Below are 14,510 nucleotides of genomic sequence, written 5' to 3'. Positions count from 1 at the left end.
ACTTTTGTGCAGGCGGATCGGGAGGGGCTAGTGCGGCGGGGTGAGTTCGCTGGCTTCCGAGGCGCGAGAGAGGGCGGCCTCGGGGGCCTTTCCTTCGTCGATGGCTTCGGCCACGGCCTGGCGACTCTGCTCGTCCTGGACGACGGCGACCACGTCGCGATTCTGGGCGGGGGTCGTGGCGCAGCCCGCGAGCACGGCGGCGGCGAGGGTCGTGGCAAGGGCTGCGACGGCGGTGGCGCGGGTCATGGGCCTTCTCGGTCGGCGCGCCGGGGGGCGCAGCGAAGGCAACCCGCAGGGGCAGGCCGGGTTCCGCGCCTCAGCGGAGTTGGCTGTCCTTGCTGCCGCGGCGGTTGATGGTCGTGTGGACCACGCGCTGGTCGCGGGCCGACTGACAATCGACACAGGTGTGGGCGCCGGGCAGGGCGCGACGGCGGGCCGGGGGGATTACTTCACCGCATTCGACGCAGTCGTCCGTGCCTTCGCCGGCGGGCAGGCGGGCGCGGGCGTTGCGGACGGCGTCGCTGATCGTGTCTTCGATCTGGTCGAGCACGGCGCCTTCGTGGGCCCAGCCGGTGGCCATGGAATCTCCGAGTTGTGTTGGGGTTTCAGTCGTTTAGGTGGGAACTCGGGTGGCGGATTTCAAGGCGCGGCGCTGGCCACCACTGCCTGAGCGGCAGCGACGGTGAGGCCGTCCTCCACCAGGCCGGTCGGGGTCTGGCCGAAGCGGCGGAGCGCACGCATGCGCAGGCCGAAGGTGAGGTAGGCCGCGCCCACGGCGGCAGTCGCCCCCAGCGCGGCGCCGAGCAGGGCCTGGCGGCGAGGCGCCAAGGCCGCGCCCGCGACCCCGCCGCTGATCACGCGCGCGGCGATACCGGCCGGGACGATCCGGTCGGGCGCCGAGCGTAGCTTGTCGCCCCAGAGCTCCCCAGCCGCGAGGGCCTTGGTGGCGGCGGCGACGAGGGGATGGCCGAGCCAGGCCGGCGCGCCATTGTCGTGTGGCAGCGCGCGGCGATGGGCCGCCTCGGCGACGGCGGCCAGCGGAGTGAGGGCGCGGGCGCCGGCGGCGAGGCCGATGAGGACAGAGCGGATCATGGGGGTCCCGGACGTTGAACTCCCGATGGGAATGCGCCGGCCGGGCGTTCGATCCGAGCCCGAGGCCGGCAGGTCCAGGGCGGCCGCGACGGCCGCGCGAACCTGCCGACCGTGACGGTTCAGACCACGCTCAGGCGGACATCGACGTTGCCGCGCGTGGCGTTGGAGTACGGGCAGACCTGATGCGCCTTTTCGACCAGGGCCTGGGCGGCGTCGCGGTCCAGGCCCGGCAGCGAAACCTCAAGCGCGATGTCGAGCCCGAAACCCCCTTCAGCCCGCGGACCGATACCGACGTCGGCGGTGACGGTGGCGTCGGCGGGCACCTTGGGCCCGCCCTGGCTAGCGACGAACTTCATGGCTCCGATGAAGCAGGCCGCGTAGCCGGCGGCGAAGAGCTGCTCCGGGTTATTCCCCGCCCCGCCGCCGCCGCCCAGCTCCTTGGGCGTGGCCAGGGTGACATCGAGGCTACCGTCCAGGGTGGCGGCGCTGCCGTCGCGACCCCCGGTGGCGCGGGCGGCGGTGCGGTAAAGGACATTGACGGACATAGAGGGCTCCTTTGGATTACTAGTGCGCGATTAGATCGTGTGCGATCTATTTGGTAGGCGGTTCAGCGAGTGTCAACCGCTTGCGATCATATCGTGCACGATTTATATTCAGCGCATGACCAACGACGCGCCTTCGTCACCCCTGAAGCTGGACGACTTCCTGTGCTTCTCGGTCTACGCGGCCGGGCACGCGTTCAATCGGCTCTATCGTCCGCTGCTGGACCGGCTCGGGCTCACCTATCCGCAGTACCTGGCGATGGTGGTGCTGTGGGAAGGGGACGACCGCACCGTCGGCGAGCTGGGCGAGCGGCTGGGCCTGGAGTCGAACACGCTCACGCCGTTGCTTAAGCGGCTGCAGGGCATGGAGCTGATCACCCGCGCACGCGACGAGCGGGACGAGCGGGTGGTGCGCATCCGGCTGACCGACAAGGGCCGCGCTCTGCAAGGGCCGGCCTGCGCGGCGCCGGCCGAACTCCTGGCCTCGTCCGGCCTGGACCTAGCGTCCGTGGCGCGGATCCGCGGCGAGCTGCAGGCGCTGCGGACAGCCCTCGAGCGTGCGGAAGCCGCGCAGGCCTAGTTCGCGCGCACGGCGCATTCAGGCCGCCCGGATTCCCCCGTCGCGCGAAAAAGTGAAACTAAACCAAGGTCATACCCCCAAACGGGGGACGCCCGCCGAGGAAGATCGCCACAGGTTCGCGGCGACATCGTTCCGAACGGGGATCTGCCTTGAAGACGCTTCTCGCCACCGCCGCCATCGCCGCGGCGCTCGCATCCACGCCGGCCGCGGCCGCCAACCTCCTGACCAACGGCGGCTTCGAGGGCGGGCCGGCCAACAACATGGGGACCTACTACCGGGGCCCGCTGGCGCCCGACGGCTGGAGCCGGGTCGCAGGGCTGGAGGCGCCGGACATCGTCAGCGACGCCTACACCCAGAGCGGGGCGGGCTTCCTGGTGTTGCTGAACCCGCAGGAGGGCGACCGCTTCCTCGACATGAACGGCGCCAGCCCCACCGGCGGGATCTACCAGGACGTCACCGGCCTCGTGGCTGGCTCGCAGGTGACGCTGACCTACTGGGTGGGCCAGTGGGCACAGAATAGCGCGGGCGACCTGGCGGCGACGCTGTCGGACGCCCAGTCGCTGACTCAGCTCGCGACGAAGACCGTGAGCCTGCCCTATTCGCCCGGCGCGCAGAGCTCAACGTGGACGCAATACGCCCTGACGGCCGTGGCCCCGACGTCGGGCGCGATCCGGGTGCAGTTCGCGGGCAACAGCAGCTCGACCTCGCGCGGGGCGCCCGGGCTGGACAACGTGGCGCTGAATGCCACGGCCGCGGCGCCCGAGCCTTCCGCCTGGGCGCTGATGATCATCGGGTTCGTCGGCGCGGGCGCGGTCCTGCGCCGGCGGCGTGTCCTTATGGCCTGACCAGTTCGAGCCCAGCGTCGGTGTGCGGGAAGGCCGCGCCGGGGACGTAGGTGACGATGGGGCGGACCTCGTAGATCGCGTTCGGATTGGCGGCGTTGAGCGCCTGGGCGGCGGCGATCGCCTCGGCGCGGTCGGCGCAGTCGATCACGTAGAAGCCCAGCATGGCCTCCTTGGTCTCGGCGAACGGCCCGTCGGTCACCAGGCCGCGCCCATGGACCACGGCCGCCAGCGAGGTGGCGCCCAGGCGGGCGGCGGGACCCATGCGGCCCTCCAGGCGCGCATGGACGCCCATGAGGCGGTCCATCAGGGCGTCGTCCTGGTCCGGCGTCATGGCTTGGACGTCGGCTTCCTCGTGGTAGGCGAGCAGGGCGTAGAGCATGCGGGGGCCTCGGCTGCGGTGGTGTGCGCCAGCCTAGGACGGGCGAGCCTCGCCCTTCCCGACTTTTTTCTCGCGCACCGCCGGCTTTGGGCGGAATTCCGATCGCCGCATCTCTACTTGGTGGGGGTAGGGGATCATCAGGCCGACGTCGTCGAAGGCCTCCTTGAGCGCCTTCAGCAGATCGAAGCGGGTGTTCATCCAGTCGTCGGTCGTGGCCCAGCATCGCAGGGTGACCTCCATGGCGCTGTCGCCCGAGGCGGTCACGCGGGCCCAGGGCTCGGGGTCGGCGAGCACGCGGGGCTCGGCCCGCGCGACGCGGATCATCGTCTCCAGCGCCAAGTCCAGGTCGTCCTCGTAGTCGACACCCAGGGTCAGCTCGATGCGGCGGCGGCCCGCCTGGCTGATGTTGACGATCATGTCGCCGAACACCTTGCCGTTGGGCAGGAACAGCGTGAGCCCATCGTAGTCCAGGAGCTTGGTGTTGAAGAGGTCCATGCCCACCACGACACCCTGCCGGCCGTTCAGCTCGACCCGATCGCCGGCGCGGTAGGGGCGCAGAAGCAGGAGCATGACGCCGGCCGCCACATTGCCCAGCGTGCCCTGCAGCGCCAGGCCGATGGCGAGCGAGGCGGCGCCCAGCACGGCCAGGACCGAGGTGGCCCGCACGCCCAGCTGCTGCAGCACCGCCACGAGGCCGATGGCGACCACCACGTAGCGGACCAGCGTCGAGACGAAGGTCGATAGCGTGCTGTCGGCGGGCTGGTGATGGTGCGGAATGCGGGTGAGCGCCCGCTCAGCCGCCTTGCCCAGCCGCCTCGACAGCCACAGCGTCACCGCCAGGATCAGCAAGGCCACGACAAGCCGCATCGAGAACGACCCCAGCGTCGCCGCGAGGCTGCGCAGCATCACCGGATCTCCCGACAGGGCCATGCCGACCATGTCGAAGAAGGGGGTGACGGGATCTTCGGGTTTCGGAGCCAAGCGACCTCGCAGCCTGTTTGCGCAGCAGTCGCCTTCAACGCCGAGCGCGGCCGTGCGATGCGGGCCTGTCAGAAAAAATGAGGCGGGGTCCGTCTTTCGCCCATCCGCGGCGCGGCCCATCTCTCGGCCTCAACCTCGACCTTGGAGATGCTCAATGGCGCTGTCGCTCTACGACGCCTCGATCCCCGGCTACCTCGGGATGCTGAAGAACCTGGCCGCGATCCTCGACAAGGCCGAGGCGCACGCCAAGGCGAGCGGCGTCGATCCGCAGACCTATCTGGCGGCACGGCTGGCGCCCGACATGCACCCCCTCACCAACCAGATCCAGATCGCCAGCGACGCGGCCAAGGGCGGCGCGGCGCGCCTCGCCGGGGTCACGCCGCCCAGCATGCCCGACACCGAGACGACCTGGGCGGAGGTGAAGGACCGGGTGGCCAAGACCATCGCCTTCGTGGAGTCGATCAAGCGCGAACAGATCGAGGCGCTGGACGAGACGCGGATCATCGAGCTGCCGACGCCGAACCGGACGCTGAAGTTCACCGCGCGGGACTTCCTGTTCCAGTTCTCGCTGCCCAACTTCCACTTCCACGTGGTCACCGCCTACGGCCTGCTGCGCAGCCAGGGCGTGCCGCTGGGCAAGCTGGATTACCTCGCCGGCGGCCAGCCGCAGCTTCTCGCGGCATAGAAGCCGGGCCGTCCCCCTCCTCCCCCTGCGGCGAGGAGGGGAGGCGACGCCGAACCTAGAACGTCGTCTGGATGCGGGCGTCGCGCTGGACGGCGTCGAGGTGGTCCTTCGAGTCCTGCTGGCGCTGGACGAACATCTCGCGGCTCATGCAGCGGCGGGTGGGGATCTTCGAGCCCACCACGGGGTCGCGGAAGCAGACCTGGTCGCTCTTGGATGCGTTGCGTCCGATCCGCAGGCCGTAGGGCGGTTCCCCCGGAATGCTGGTGACAGGCGCCATCTGGCCCTTGGGCGTGGCGACCACGGGCGGGGCGCCGGCGTGCAGCGCGACGACGGTCAGGATCGCGGCGAACATGGCTCCCCCGGGGCTGCGACGCGCCCGGGCCGTCCCGGAGCAACGGCCGCCATGATGCGGGACGGCGGCGCTTTTCGGAAGAGGCTTCGCGCGCCGATTGACGCCGCCGCGAACGCCGACAAGATCGGCCATCCAGCCCCATCAGCCGCCCTGAACTTATCCCGGGACCAGATTTAGCTGGCGCGGCCGGCTGTTCTGTGGATATATTGATGCATCGAATATCGTTTTCGGTTCGGTTGCTCTCCACGCTTGTTCTTCGGATCGAGCCCGGGCCCACCCTTCCTTCTCCGACAATTTGACCTCACGTCCTATTCGGGACGCGCGAAGACTTACACCTGAAAGGTGACGATTATGACGACTGGCACTGTGAAGTGGTTCAACGGCCAAAAGGGCTTCGGCTTCATTCAACCCGACGACGGCGGCAACGACGTGTTCGTGCACATCTCCGCGGTCGAACGCGCCGGCATGGGCTCGCTCAACGAAGGCCAGAAGGTCGGCTACGAGCTCGAGCGCGACCAGCGCAGCGGCAAGATGTCCGCTGGCCAGCTGCAGTCGGTCTAAACGCGAATTCGGCGCCGGGGGCGGGCTCATCCCGCCTCCGGACGACCAGCGCGTCACGAGCGCTCCCACGATCTGACGCGCCTATCGCACGTGGGGCGACCCCCGACGCGATCAACCGCATCTCGGAGTCCCCATGAACAACGACATCGACGGTGCGAGCTTTTCCGACCGACAGACCCGCGCGGCCCAGGCCAAGGCAGCCCTGCTCGCGAAGCTTCGGCCGAAGCCCGCCGTAACCCACGATCCTCACGCGCCGTCGCGGGCGGCGCTGAAGGCGGAGGAACTCCGCCGCGTCCGCGAGGCCCGGCTCGAGGCCAAGACGGCCAAGGCCGAGGCGGCCGCAGCCAGTGTCGAAGCCGCTCGCCTGGCCGACGAAGCTGCGTCTGCCGCAGCGCTCGACGCCAAGCGCGGCGAACGGAAGGAGCGCAAGGCGCTCACGAAGGCCGAAGCCAAGGCAAAGCGTGACGCCCGCTACGCCGCCCGCCAGGCGCGCCGCTAGTTCGAGATTCCTGGCGGTCGTCCTCGTCTCCGCCCTACACCCGCGCGCTCGACGTGAGCCGCGCCTCACACACCGGATCCCGATCCAGCATGTCGAACGAGCTACAGTTGACGCGACTGATCGCCGACCTCCAGGCGCGCGCCATCGTGCACCACCACCTCATCATGCAGTTGGTGCGCCAGGAGGCGCGGCAGGCCGCCAGCCCGCGGGATTACCTGTCGACCCTCACCGACGATCTGACCAGGATCGCCGACGACAGCCTGCCTCTCGATGACATCCGCACGGCCGCCATGAGCATGCGCCAGTACCTGGACGACTTTCTCACGACTGTGGGCGCCGGGCTGCCCGCGAGCCCGGCGGACTGACGCCAAAGGCGCAGGCCGCCAGCCGGAGGGCGGAGCGCTCCCTCAGCCTTTGCGCACGCCTCGCCAACCGTGGTCACCAGGGCACGGTCTTGCCGAACCGGTCGAGGTAGCGGAGGCCGGGGGCGCCCTGTTGGCCCACGAGGACGTCGACGATCTGAGGCATGGCCTCTTCCACGCCGAAGGGCGCGCCCGCGCCGCCCAGTTCGGTGCGGATCCACCCGGGCGCCATGAGGATCGTCGCTCGCTCCGGATGCCGCCCGGCGTAGCTGGCCAGCGCCTGGTTCAGAGCCGCCTTGCTGGCGCGGTAGACGTCGTTCGTCCCGTTGGCGTTGTTGGCGATGCTGCCTTGGCCCGAGGACATGGCGCCGATAACGCCGCCCGGCGCCAGCAGTGAACCGAGCGCCTCCACGGCGCGCATGACGCCCAGGACGTTGGTCGCCATGACCTCGACGAACTCGTCGGCGGAGACCTCGGCCATCGTGTCGGAAGGTCGTCGGTTGACGATCCCCGCGTTGACGAAGACCACCTCGAACGCCCGGCCGGCGAGCCGATCGCGGAGGCTCCGGATCTGGTCGTGATCGGTCATGTCGAGCGTCTCCACCTCGACGGCGTCGGCGCGTTCGACGGCAAGGGCGTGGAGCGGGGTCTGGGCGCCTCGGACCGTGCCGACCACCCGCCAGCCCCGGGCCGCGAACTCGGCCGCCATTGCATGGCCCAGGCCGCGCGACGCCCCGACGATCAGGATCGAGCGGGCGGCGCCCGACGGGTTGGAGCTGCGCACGTCCTGTTCCCCCTGGTTACGCTGGGCATATGAGCCTCCGGTCGAAGCGGCGCCAGACATCCCGTCGCCGTTACGCGTGGAATGATCCGTCCCGGGCCGCGTCCCGCTCCCGCCCGGCGGCAAACCTTTGGATGCAGAGCGGCCTGCACCAAAAACGCATAGCTATTCCGCGAACATGCCGATCCCCGCGAGTCGGCGGCTCTGCTATCTAGAACTCGTCCAGACGGACACCCCGCTCCCCACGGGGTCCCCCAGAAACTTCAGGTGTGTGTGTCATGAACCTCTCGATCCTTCAGGGCCTGGTCCAAAGAGCGGCCCCCGCCGTTCTGACGACGGCCATGTTCGGGCTGGTGGTCGCCTTCGCGGCCGTCGGCGTGGTGGGCGTCGGCGCCTAGGCCGAGCCCGCACGGAGATCTTCCCCAGTCTCCGACGTCGGAGGGCCCCTCGCGGGCCCTTTTTCGTGCCCGGGGGGCGGTTTCGACGGCCTCGCTTTCCTGTCGCGAGAATGAACGGGCGCCTCCGGATGGGTTCAGAACCGCATCGCTAAATTCAGGCTCAACATCGCCGATCAGGCCTTCCCGGCCCCGGCGCAGGCAAAGGAGTTTGAGCCATGACCAACAAGATGATGAAGGCTGCGATGGCCCTGACCGTCGCCGGCGCCGTGGCCCTGCCCGCCAGCCAGGCGGCCGCGGGTACGTCCAAGACCGAAAGCGCGCTGCTGGGCGCCCTGCTGGGCGGCGTGGCCGGCGCGGCGGTCGGCAACGGCAAGACCGAAGCCGTGGCTATCGGCGCGGTCGCCGGTGCGGCCCTGGGCGTCGCGGCCGACAAGAGCAACGACCGCAAGCACTACCGCAACGGCTATGCGTATCGCACGTCGCAACCCTACTACCGCGACGCTCGCTACCGGTCGTACGACCGTGGCTACTACGGCCGGACCAGCGACCGGTACGGCTACCGCCACAACGACGGCTACGGCTACCGCCGCTAAGGCGATCCGGCCGAACAGAAATGAGGGAGCGCCGGGCGACCGGCGCTCCCTTTTCTTATGGCGGTGGCCTAGGCGGCGAGGGCGGTTTCGTCCTGGCCGAGGCTCGCGTCGAAGTCCTGGAGGATGTCGAGCAACTGGTCGGGGGTGGCGAGCAGGATCCGGCCGACCGGGAAGCGGTAGCGCCAGTAGGTGGCGATGTGGCTGATGAGGCCGCTGCCTTCGCCCAGGGACAGGAACATCTCGGGCGACTTCAGCAGGAAGTCGCGGAAGGCGACGGCGTTGCCGCTGGCGGTGAGCTGGGCGAAGACGTCATCGTAGACCTGGAGCTGGGTGCGCACGGCGCGAACCTGGCGTTCCAGCTTGGCGCGCAGGCGCACCTTGGTGCTTTCCAGCTCGGCGCGCATGGTGGCGTCGACTGCGGTGTTGATCCGCACGCGGCCCAACTCGGCGAACACCTCCTTGAGCTGCTCCCAGAGCGAGTTGAGCACCCACTTGTAATAGAGGAAGCCCTTCCAGGCGAAGATGCCCTCCTGGTAGTTCTCCTTCTCGAGCCGCAGCGTGAGCCGCAGCGGCTCCAGGCGCTCGTCGGACTTCGAGACCAGCAACGCCTCGACGAGGCGGTTGATGTTGCCTTCCATACCCTCGGCCCCGCGATAGGCGAGCTCGATGAGCTTGGCGATCTCGCCGCCCACGAACCGCTGCATGCGCGACAGGTCGGGGCCCGAGATATCGAAGTAGCTGGGGCTGATCTCGAAATTGCGCCGCTTGAGATGTTCGCGCAGCAGGAAGGGGTCGAGCGATGGAAGCTCGTCGATGGCTTCGAGGGCGGCGACGTCGCGCTCGGGGTTCGGCAGGTCGCCGCGGAGTTCCTCGAAGGCGTCCATCCAGTATCGCTCGCCGACGAAGACCGAGCGGCCGCCCAGGCCCAGGTCGTCGCGCGCGAAGGGAATGATCAGCTTGGTGGCGCTGAAGCGATGGCGTTCGAAGTTCTCTTGCTCGGACGCGCGCAGCCGATGGCGCACCAGCACCGCGCCGTTGAGCGTATCGGCGACGAAGAACGGCTGGGCGGCGTGTTGCGCATTGTCGGCGTTGCGGGCGGCGAGCGCGGCGAGGTTGAGCACCCGCGACGTCGAGGCGGTGCGCTCGAGCCCGCGCAGGCTTCGGTAGGATCGATCCGCAGTCTTCGCCATCGCGCCCTCGGCGCCGCGCATACGCCCCCACGTCGGGCGCGGCTGGGAACGTGCTTAACCGCATTTGGTAAGCCAATGCCTAAGCGCCGCCGGACGTCGCGTCGCAGTGAGTCATGCGCAAACGCATAGCCGTCAGGCAAAATTGCTGATCTATGCAGCGTTCAGATGATGCTATCTAAACAGTGTCCAGACGGACAGCCCCGCTCCCCCGGGGTTCCCAGGAACCGAACTCAAGGTGTGTGTCATGACCCTCTTCGCCAACATCGAACGCCAAGCCGACCGCCTCGCCCCGCTGGCCCTGCTGATCATCGGCATGCTGACGGCCTTCGCCACCGCCGGCCTCGGCGCGTAGTCCCCAAGCTGCACGTGCAGCTCATCCTCGGACAAGGGCCCCTCGCGGGCCCTTTTTCGTGGGCGATGCGCGGCTAGCCCTCGTCCCAGACGCCGTCCCAGTCCTCGGGAGGCGGCACGATCTTGAGGGTCTTGGCGCGCGTCAGCATGAGAGCGGTGGGGCCGTCCGTGGGATCCGCGGCGCGCGCGGCCTCGAAGGCGCGGACCGCGGCGGTCCATTTGCGGGCGGCCATGTGCCGGCGGCCCTCGGCATAGGCTGCCGCGGCGGGCGCCTCGTCGGTCAGGACCTGGAAGATCCGGGACGGCTGGCGGCGGCCGCGCACGCGCACCAGGTCGAGCTCGCGCAGGGGGAAGGCGTCGCCGATGGCGGCGGCGGTGGCCTCACAGACGATCACGCCCACGCCATAGGCCTTGGTCAGGGCCTCGAGCCGCGAGGCCAGGTTCACGCTATCGCCGATCACGGTGTAGTCCATGCGCTTGGGCGAGCCGATGGCGCCGGCGATGACCTCGCCCGTGGCGATGCCCATGCCAAGCCTGAGTCCGGCCAGGCCCTGGCCGCGGCGGCGGCGGTTCAGCCCCTCGGCCAGCTTCAGCATCTGGGCGGCCGCCTCGACCGCGTTCAGCGGGTCGCGGTCGGTGGGGATCGGCGCGCCCCAGTGCGCCATGATCGCGTCGCCCAGGAACTTGTCGAGCACCCCGTTGCAGGCGGCCACCGCTTCGAACAGCTCGGTGTAGATCTCGTTCAGCACCTCGACCGTGGCGCGCGGACTGAGCGTTTCGGCGAGGCTGGTGAAGTTGCGGATGTCCGCGAACAGCACGCTGGCCTGGCAGGCGTCGCCGAACAGCAGGGTGTCGTGCGCCAGCACCTGGTCGACGACCTCCTGGGTCATGAAGCGGCGCATGGCGCCCTGCAGCCGCTTGCGCTCGGTGATGTCGTCCAGCAGCACCAACAGGCCGACCGGCTCGCCATCGCCCAGCAGGGGGACGATGGAGAGGTTGGCCGAGATCCGATCGCCGCGGCCGGTGACCAGGTCGGCGTCGACCAGCGACTTGGGGTGGCCGCTCCGCGATACCGCGGCGAACTCGTCCAGCAGGCCGGGATTGGCGGCCAGCAGCACGCGGGCGTCGGCCCCGGCGAGCTGGTCGGCGGGGACCGCCAGGATGCGGCAGGCGGCGTCGTTCAGCTTTGCGACCCGGGCGTCGGCGTCCAGCGTGAGCACCCCGGTCGACATCGAGCGCAGGATGCTCTCGTTGTAGTTCCGCTCGGTGGCGACCTCGGAGAACAGGGTGGCGTTGTCGATGGCGATCGCGGCCTGGGCGGCGAAGGCGGCCATGCGCTCGACGTCGCCCTCGCCGAAGTGGGGCCGGTCCTGGCGGTTCAGGGCCTGCATGACGCCCAGCCGGCGGCCGTCGCGGGCGGTGACGGGGATCGTGAGCACGCTGGAGGTGCGGTAGCCGGTGAGGGCGTCGACGTCGCGGTGGAAGCGCGGGTCGTCATAGGCGTCGGTGATGTTGATCGGCTGGCCCGAGGTGAAGCAGGCGCCGGCCAGGCCGAGGTGGGCCGGGAAGCGAATGACCCGGGTCTCCAGCCCCTCGGCCACCAGTGACCAGAGCTCTCCGGTCCGTTCGTCGTGCAGGAACAGGGTGCTGCGGTCGGCATGGATGATGCGCGAGGTGACCTGGACGATCTTGGTCAGCAGGGCCTCGAGCTCCATCTCGCTGGTGATGGCGGCGTTGACGTCCAGCAGGCGGCGCAGGTCGCCGGCGGTCTGTTCGGCGGCGTCGATGGAGAGCGTCCAGCGCTCGGCCAGGATGACGATGTGGGAGAAGAGCAGGACCAGCATGCCCAGGGCTGGCAGGTCGAGGCCGATGCGGTCCTGGCGCAGCACGCCGTTGGTGAGCAGATCGTAGGTGATCAGGCTGGCGGCGAAGACGCTAAGCCCCAGCAGGAAGATCAGGGCGCTGTCGCGCTTGCGGACCGCAGCCACGACCACCAGCGCGACCATGTACAGGAAGGTGGCGGCGCGGACCGGCAGCACCCAGAATGACATCTGCGACGCCAGCAGGGTGTCGCCCAGCGCCAGGGCGGCGGCCTGGGCGACGAAGGCGGCGGCCAGCAGGCCCTCGATGGTCCAGAAGATCGGCCGACGGCTCTCCCTCGGGAACAGGTGGTGCGCGTAGGCGAGGAAGAAGCCGAGCGCTGCCAGACCCGAGAGGTACTGCAGGCTCAACATCTGCTGCAGGGTCATGCCCGGGAAGGCGACCAGGATCAGGTTGTCATGGCTGAAGATCGCCGCGATGGGCAGCAGGCTGAGCGCCGAGACGGCGATGTAGAGCGAGGCGCGATCCTGGCGGCGGAACAGGTAGACGACCAGGCCGTAGCAGGCGAGCAGCAGGGTGGCGGTGACGAACATGAAGCCGCGCAGCCAGCCCAGGGTGATCCAGCGGCTCATCGGTTCGGCCAGGCCCAGGGCGGGCGCCGATTCCATGCCGTTGTCGCGGTGGTGGAAGGAGGCCAGGGCGATCTCGAGCTGGAGGTCGCGGCCGTCGGCGTCGATGGCGACGTCCTGCGAGCGCACCTCGTAGCGGGTGGCCGCGGGCGTGAGGCCCAGGCGGCCACGCCCTGAGACCAGCACGCCGTTCACGCGCACCTCCGAGGCTTCGTACAGGGTGGGGACATGGAGGATGTAGCGGCCGGGCGCGAGGCCGCGGATCGTCAGGGCATAGGCGGCCACGCCGCGCTCGGGCAGGGCGACGCCACCCAGGGTCTCGCCGGTCCAGACGCCGGGAACCGGGGCGAGGGCGGTGGTCTGCGGCGCGGGCTGGCCCGGGCCGGAGCTCTTCCAGGTCAGCCGCCAGTCGCCCGCCAGGCCGGCCGGGGCCCCGAGTGGCCCATAATGGGAATAATCGACGACGCCGTTCTCGGCTCGCGGCGCATTGTGGTCGGCCAGGTCGGCGAAGAACGGGGCGCAGAGCGCGCAGAGCAGCGCCAGCGCCAGGAGCGCGAAGATGAGTCGGCGCACCGGCGGCGGGGCGGTCCCGGCCGGGGCGTCGACAGGCGCTGGCGCGGGGCGCAACCCCTTCATGACGAGACCTCTCCGTCCCGCCTTATCAAGAATCTTCCGTCCGGAGTCATCCAAGGCTCAGCTTGGTCCGTATCTTGCTGCGAGTGGCTTGCGTCGGGGCATTCCCTCTCAGAGCGAAATTCCCCTGCGAATTGTGTTCCGTTGTGGCGCAGTTCTCGAAGGCCCACGGTGGAGCTTGGACGCGTCGCGATCCCCCGCGCGGCGCTGGAGCGGGAGCAGGTCCTATGCCGGCAAGCTGGCGCGGATTCTCGGGCGGAGTGACACGCGGCGCCGATGGCGCGGCGCGATTTTTCGTGGATTACCGCGCGCTGTCTGAAACGGGACAAAGCGTCGCGACCGCGCCATCGTTAACGACTTCGCGGCGGAAATGCGGCATCTCTGCCGTAGGCGGTGTCTCCCGGGGGGGGTTGTGCCGGCCTGTCAGGCATAGAGTGGTGCGGCGCGTGCGTCTCGAGACGAGCAATTCGACCGATCGCGGCATCGGCGGGATGAATTTCCAATGACCGTCGAAGCGATCCGGACCGAGCGGTCCGCCGGTAGCCGCAAGGCCGCGCTGATGGCGTGGCTTTGGCCGCAACCCCTCGAGACCCAGGACAAGCGCTGCCCGGCGTGGCTGGCCAGCCTGCTCGGCTGGATGTGGCCCTCTGCGACCCATGACGAGCGCTTCGGCCGCCGTCACGGGCTGATGGCCACGCTGTTCGGCTGGGCCTGGCCCGGCGCGTTGGACCGCGGCTTCAAGCGCTTCTGGAAGCTGAGCTGGCTGTGGAGCTGGATGTGGCCCGGCCGCGTCATGGGCCCCGACGGCGATGTCTGCGCGCTGGCGCCCTGGCATCCCGCCCTTCGGGCCGAGGTGTGCGTCGGCGAACCCTGGCAGCGCAAGATCAGCAAGCACGGCGGCGTGGTCTTCATGATGTTCGCGGCCACCGCGATCGCCGCCCCGACCTTCATGGAAGGCAACGGCGCGGATGGCGGCCGCCTGAGCCTGTTCCGCGGCGGCGCTGACGCCGGCGGCGGCGATGCGGGCGCGCAGGGCGGCGATACGGGCGCCGGTGGCCAAGGTGGCGGGCAGCCGGGCGCGGGTGGCGTCGGCGGAGCCGGCGGCAACGGCGGCGCCGGTGGTGCGGGCGGCCAAGGCGACGGCGGCGGCGCAGGCGGTTTCGACGGCTTCGGCGGCCCGGGCCCGGGCGGCAACGGTGGCGGCCCGACCAACGGCGGCGACGGCGGCAACCCCGG

General features: G+C 69.8%; 17 protein-coding genes. 7 read left to right on the top strand and 10 right to left on the bottom strand.

The window, feature by feature from the left end:
- Positions 1–27: 27 nt before the first annotated feature.
- From ACODSY_RS18160 to ACODSY_RS18145, 4 genes are all read right to left on the bottom strand, one after another.
- Positions 28–246, bottom strand: coding sequence for a hypothetical protein (locus ACODSY_RS18160; protein WP_488953235.1), 219 nt, complete (start codon positions 244–246; stop codon positions 28–30).
- Between the two features lie 70 nt (positions 247–316).
- Positions 317–580 (bottom strand): DksA/TraR family C4-type zinc finger protein, encoded by a 264-nt coding sequence (locus ACODSY_RS18155; RefSeq protein ID WP_488953233.1) that lies wholly within the window; start codon positions 578–580, stop codon positions 317–319.
- A 59-nt stretch (positions 581–639) separates the two neighbouring features.
- Positions 640–1,092, bottom strand: a complete 453-nt coding sequence (locus ACODSY_RS18150) for a DUF4126 domain-containing protein (protein ID WP_488953231.1) — start codon at positions 1,090–1,092, stop codon at positions 640–642.
- Between the two features lie 119 nt (positions 1,093–1,211).
- Positions 1,212–1,637, bottom strand: a complete 426-nt coding sequence (locus tag ACODSY_RS18145) for an organic hydroperoxide resistance protein (protein WP_488953229.1) — start codon at positions 1,635–1,637, stop codon at positions 1,212–1,214.
- 115 nt (positions 1,638–1,752) lie between these two features.
- On the opposite strand from ACODSY_RS18145, the gene ACODSY_RS18140 reads away from it, so the two are divergent.
- Entirely contained in the window at positions 1,753–2,214 is a 462-nt protein-coding gene (locus ACODSY_RS18140) for a MarR family winged helix-turn-helix transcriptional regulator (RefSeq protein WP_488953227.1), read from the top strand.
- 149 nt (positions 2,215–2,363) lie between these two features.
- The gene (locus ACODSY_RS18135) at positions 2,364–3,059 is read left to right on the top strand and encodes a PEP-CTERM sorting domain-containing protein (protein WP_488953225.1); all 696 of its coding nucleotides are present in this window, start codon (positions 2,364–2,366) and stop codon (positions 3,057–3,059) included.
- Here the strand turns inward: ACODSY_RS18135 and ACODSY_RS18130 are convergent.
- Together ACODSY_RS18130 and ACODSY_RS18125 are read right to left on the bottom strand one after the other, a co-directional pair.
- Positions 3,049–3,438 (bottom strand): YciI family protein, encoded by a 390-nt coding sequence (locus ACODSY_RS18130; RefSeq protein ID WP_488953224.1) that lies wholly within the window; start codon positions 3,436–3,438, stop codon positions 3,049–3,051. The genes ACODSY_RS18135 and ACODSY_RS18130 overlap by 11 nt on opposite strands.
- A 33-nt stretch (positions 3,439–3,471) precedes the next feature.
- Complete coding sequence (locus tag ACODSY_RS18125; RefSeq protein ID WP_488953222.1) at positions 3,472–4,419, bottom strand: mechanosensitive ion channel family protein; 948 nt, start codon at positions 4,417–4,419, stop codon at positions 3,472–3,474.
- Positions 4,420–4,573: 154 nt separating this feature from the next.
- On the opposite strand from ACODSY_RS18125, the gene ACODSY_RS18120 reads away from it, so the two are divergent.
- Positions 4,574–5,104, top strand: a complete 531-nt coding sequence (locus tag ACODSY_RS18120) for a DUF1993 domain-containing protein (protein ID WP_488953220.1) — start codon at positions 4,574–4,576, stop codon at positions 5,102–5,104.
- A 55-nt stretch (positions 5,105–5,159) separates the two neighbouring features.
- On the opposite strand, the gene ACODSY_RS18115 is transcribed toward ACODSY_RS18120, so the two are convergent.
- Entirely contained in the window at positions 5,160–5,456 is a 297-nt protein-coding gene (locus tag ACODSY_RS18115; RefSeq protein WP_488953219.1) for a hypothetical protein, read from the bottom strand.
- 351 nt (positions 5,457–5,807) lie between these two features.
- Here ACODSY_RS18115 and ACODSY_RS18110 point away from each other — a divergent pair, with 351 nt between their 5' ends.
- The 3 genes from ACODSY_RS18110 (at position 5,808) to ACODSY_RS18100 (ending at position 6,881) form a co-directional block, all read left to right on the top strand.
- On the top strand, positions 5,808–6,017 hold the full coding sequence (locus ACODSY_RS18110; protein WP_488953218.1) for a cold-shock protein: 210 nt from the start codon (positions 5,808–5,810) through the stop codon (positions 6,015–6,017).
- A 133-nt stretch (positions 6,018–6,150) separates the two neighbouring features.
- Positions 6,151–6,516, top strand: a complete 366-nt coding sequence (locus ACODSY_RS18105; protein WP_488953216.1) for a DUF6481 family protein — start codon at positions 6,151–6,153, stop codon at positions 6,514–6,516.
- 89 nt (positions 6,517–6,605) lie between these two features.
- Positions 6,606–6,881 (top strand): hypothetical protein, encoded by a 276-nt coding sequence (locus tag ACODSY_RS18100; protein WP_488953215.1) that lies wholly within the window; start codon positions 6,606–6,608, stop codon positions 6,879–6,881.
- 73 nt (positions 6,882–6,954) lie between these two features.
- Here the strand turns inward: ACODSY_RS18100 and ACODSY_RS18095 are convergent, their stop codons facing one another.
- Complete coding sequence (locus ACODSY_RS18095) at positions 6,955–7,662, bottom strand: SDR family NAD(P)-dependent oxidoreductase (RefSeq protein WP_488953214.1); 708 nt, start codon at positions 7,660–7,662, stop codon at positions 6,955–6,957.
- A 610-nt stretch (positions 7,663–8,272) separates the two neighbouring features.
- Between ACODSY_RS18095 and ACODSY_RS18090 the strand changes: the two genes are divergently transcribed.
- Positions 8,273–8,650, top strand: coding sequence for a YMGG-like glycine zipper-containing protein (locus ACODSY_RS18090; protein ID WP_488953212.1), 378 nt, complete (start codon positions 8,273–8,275; stop codon positions 8,648–8,650).
- Positions 8,651–8,718: 68 nt separating this feature from the next.
- Here ACODSY_RS18090 and ACODSY_RS18085 read toward each other — a convergent pair whose 3' ends face one another.
- Together ACODSY_RS18085 and ACODSY_RS18080 are read right to left on the bottom strand one after the other, a co-directional pair.
- Positions 8,719–9,840 (bottom strand): hypothetical protein, encoded by a 1,122-nt coding sequence (locus ACODSY_RS18085; protein WP_488953211.1) that lies wholly within the window; start codon positions 9,838–9,840, stop codon positions 8,719–8,721.
- Between the two features lie 425 nt (positions 9,841–10,265).
- Positions 10,266–13,277 (bottom strand): GAF domain-containing protein, encoded by a 3,012-nt coding sequence (locus ACODSY_RS18080; protein ID WP_488953210.1) that lies wholly within the window; start codon positions 13,275–13,277, stop codon positions 10,266–10,268.
- Positions 13,278–14,510: the final 1,233 nt, after the last annotated feature.

The sequence above is a fragment of the Phenylobacterium sp. FG114 genome, assembly GCF_057809855.1.
This window is presented reverse-complemented; position numbering and strand designations above follow the sequence as displayed.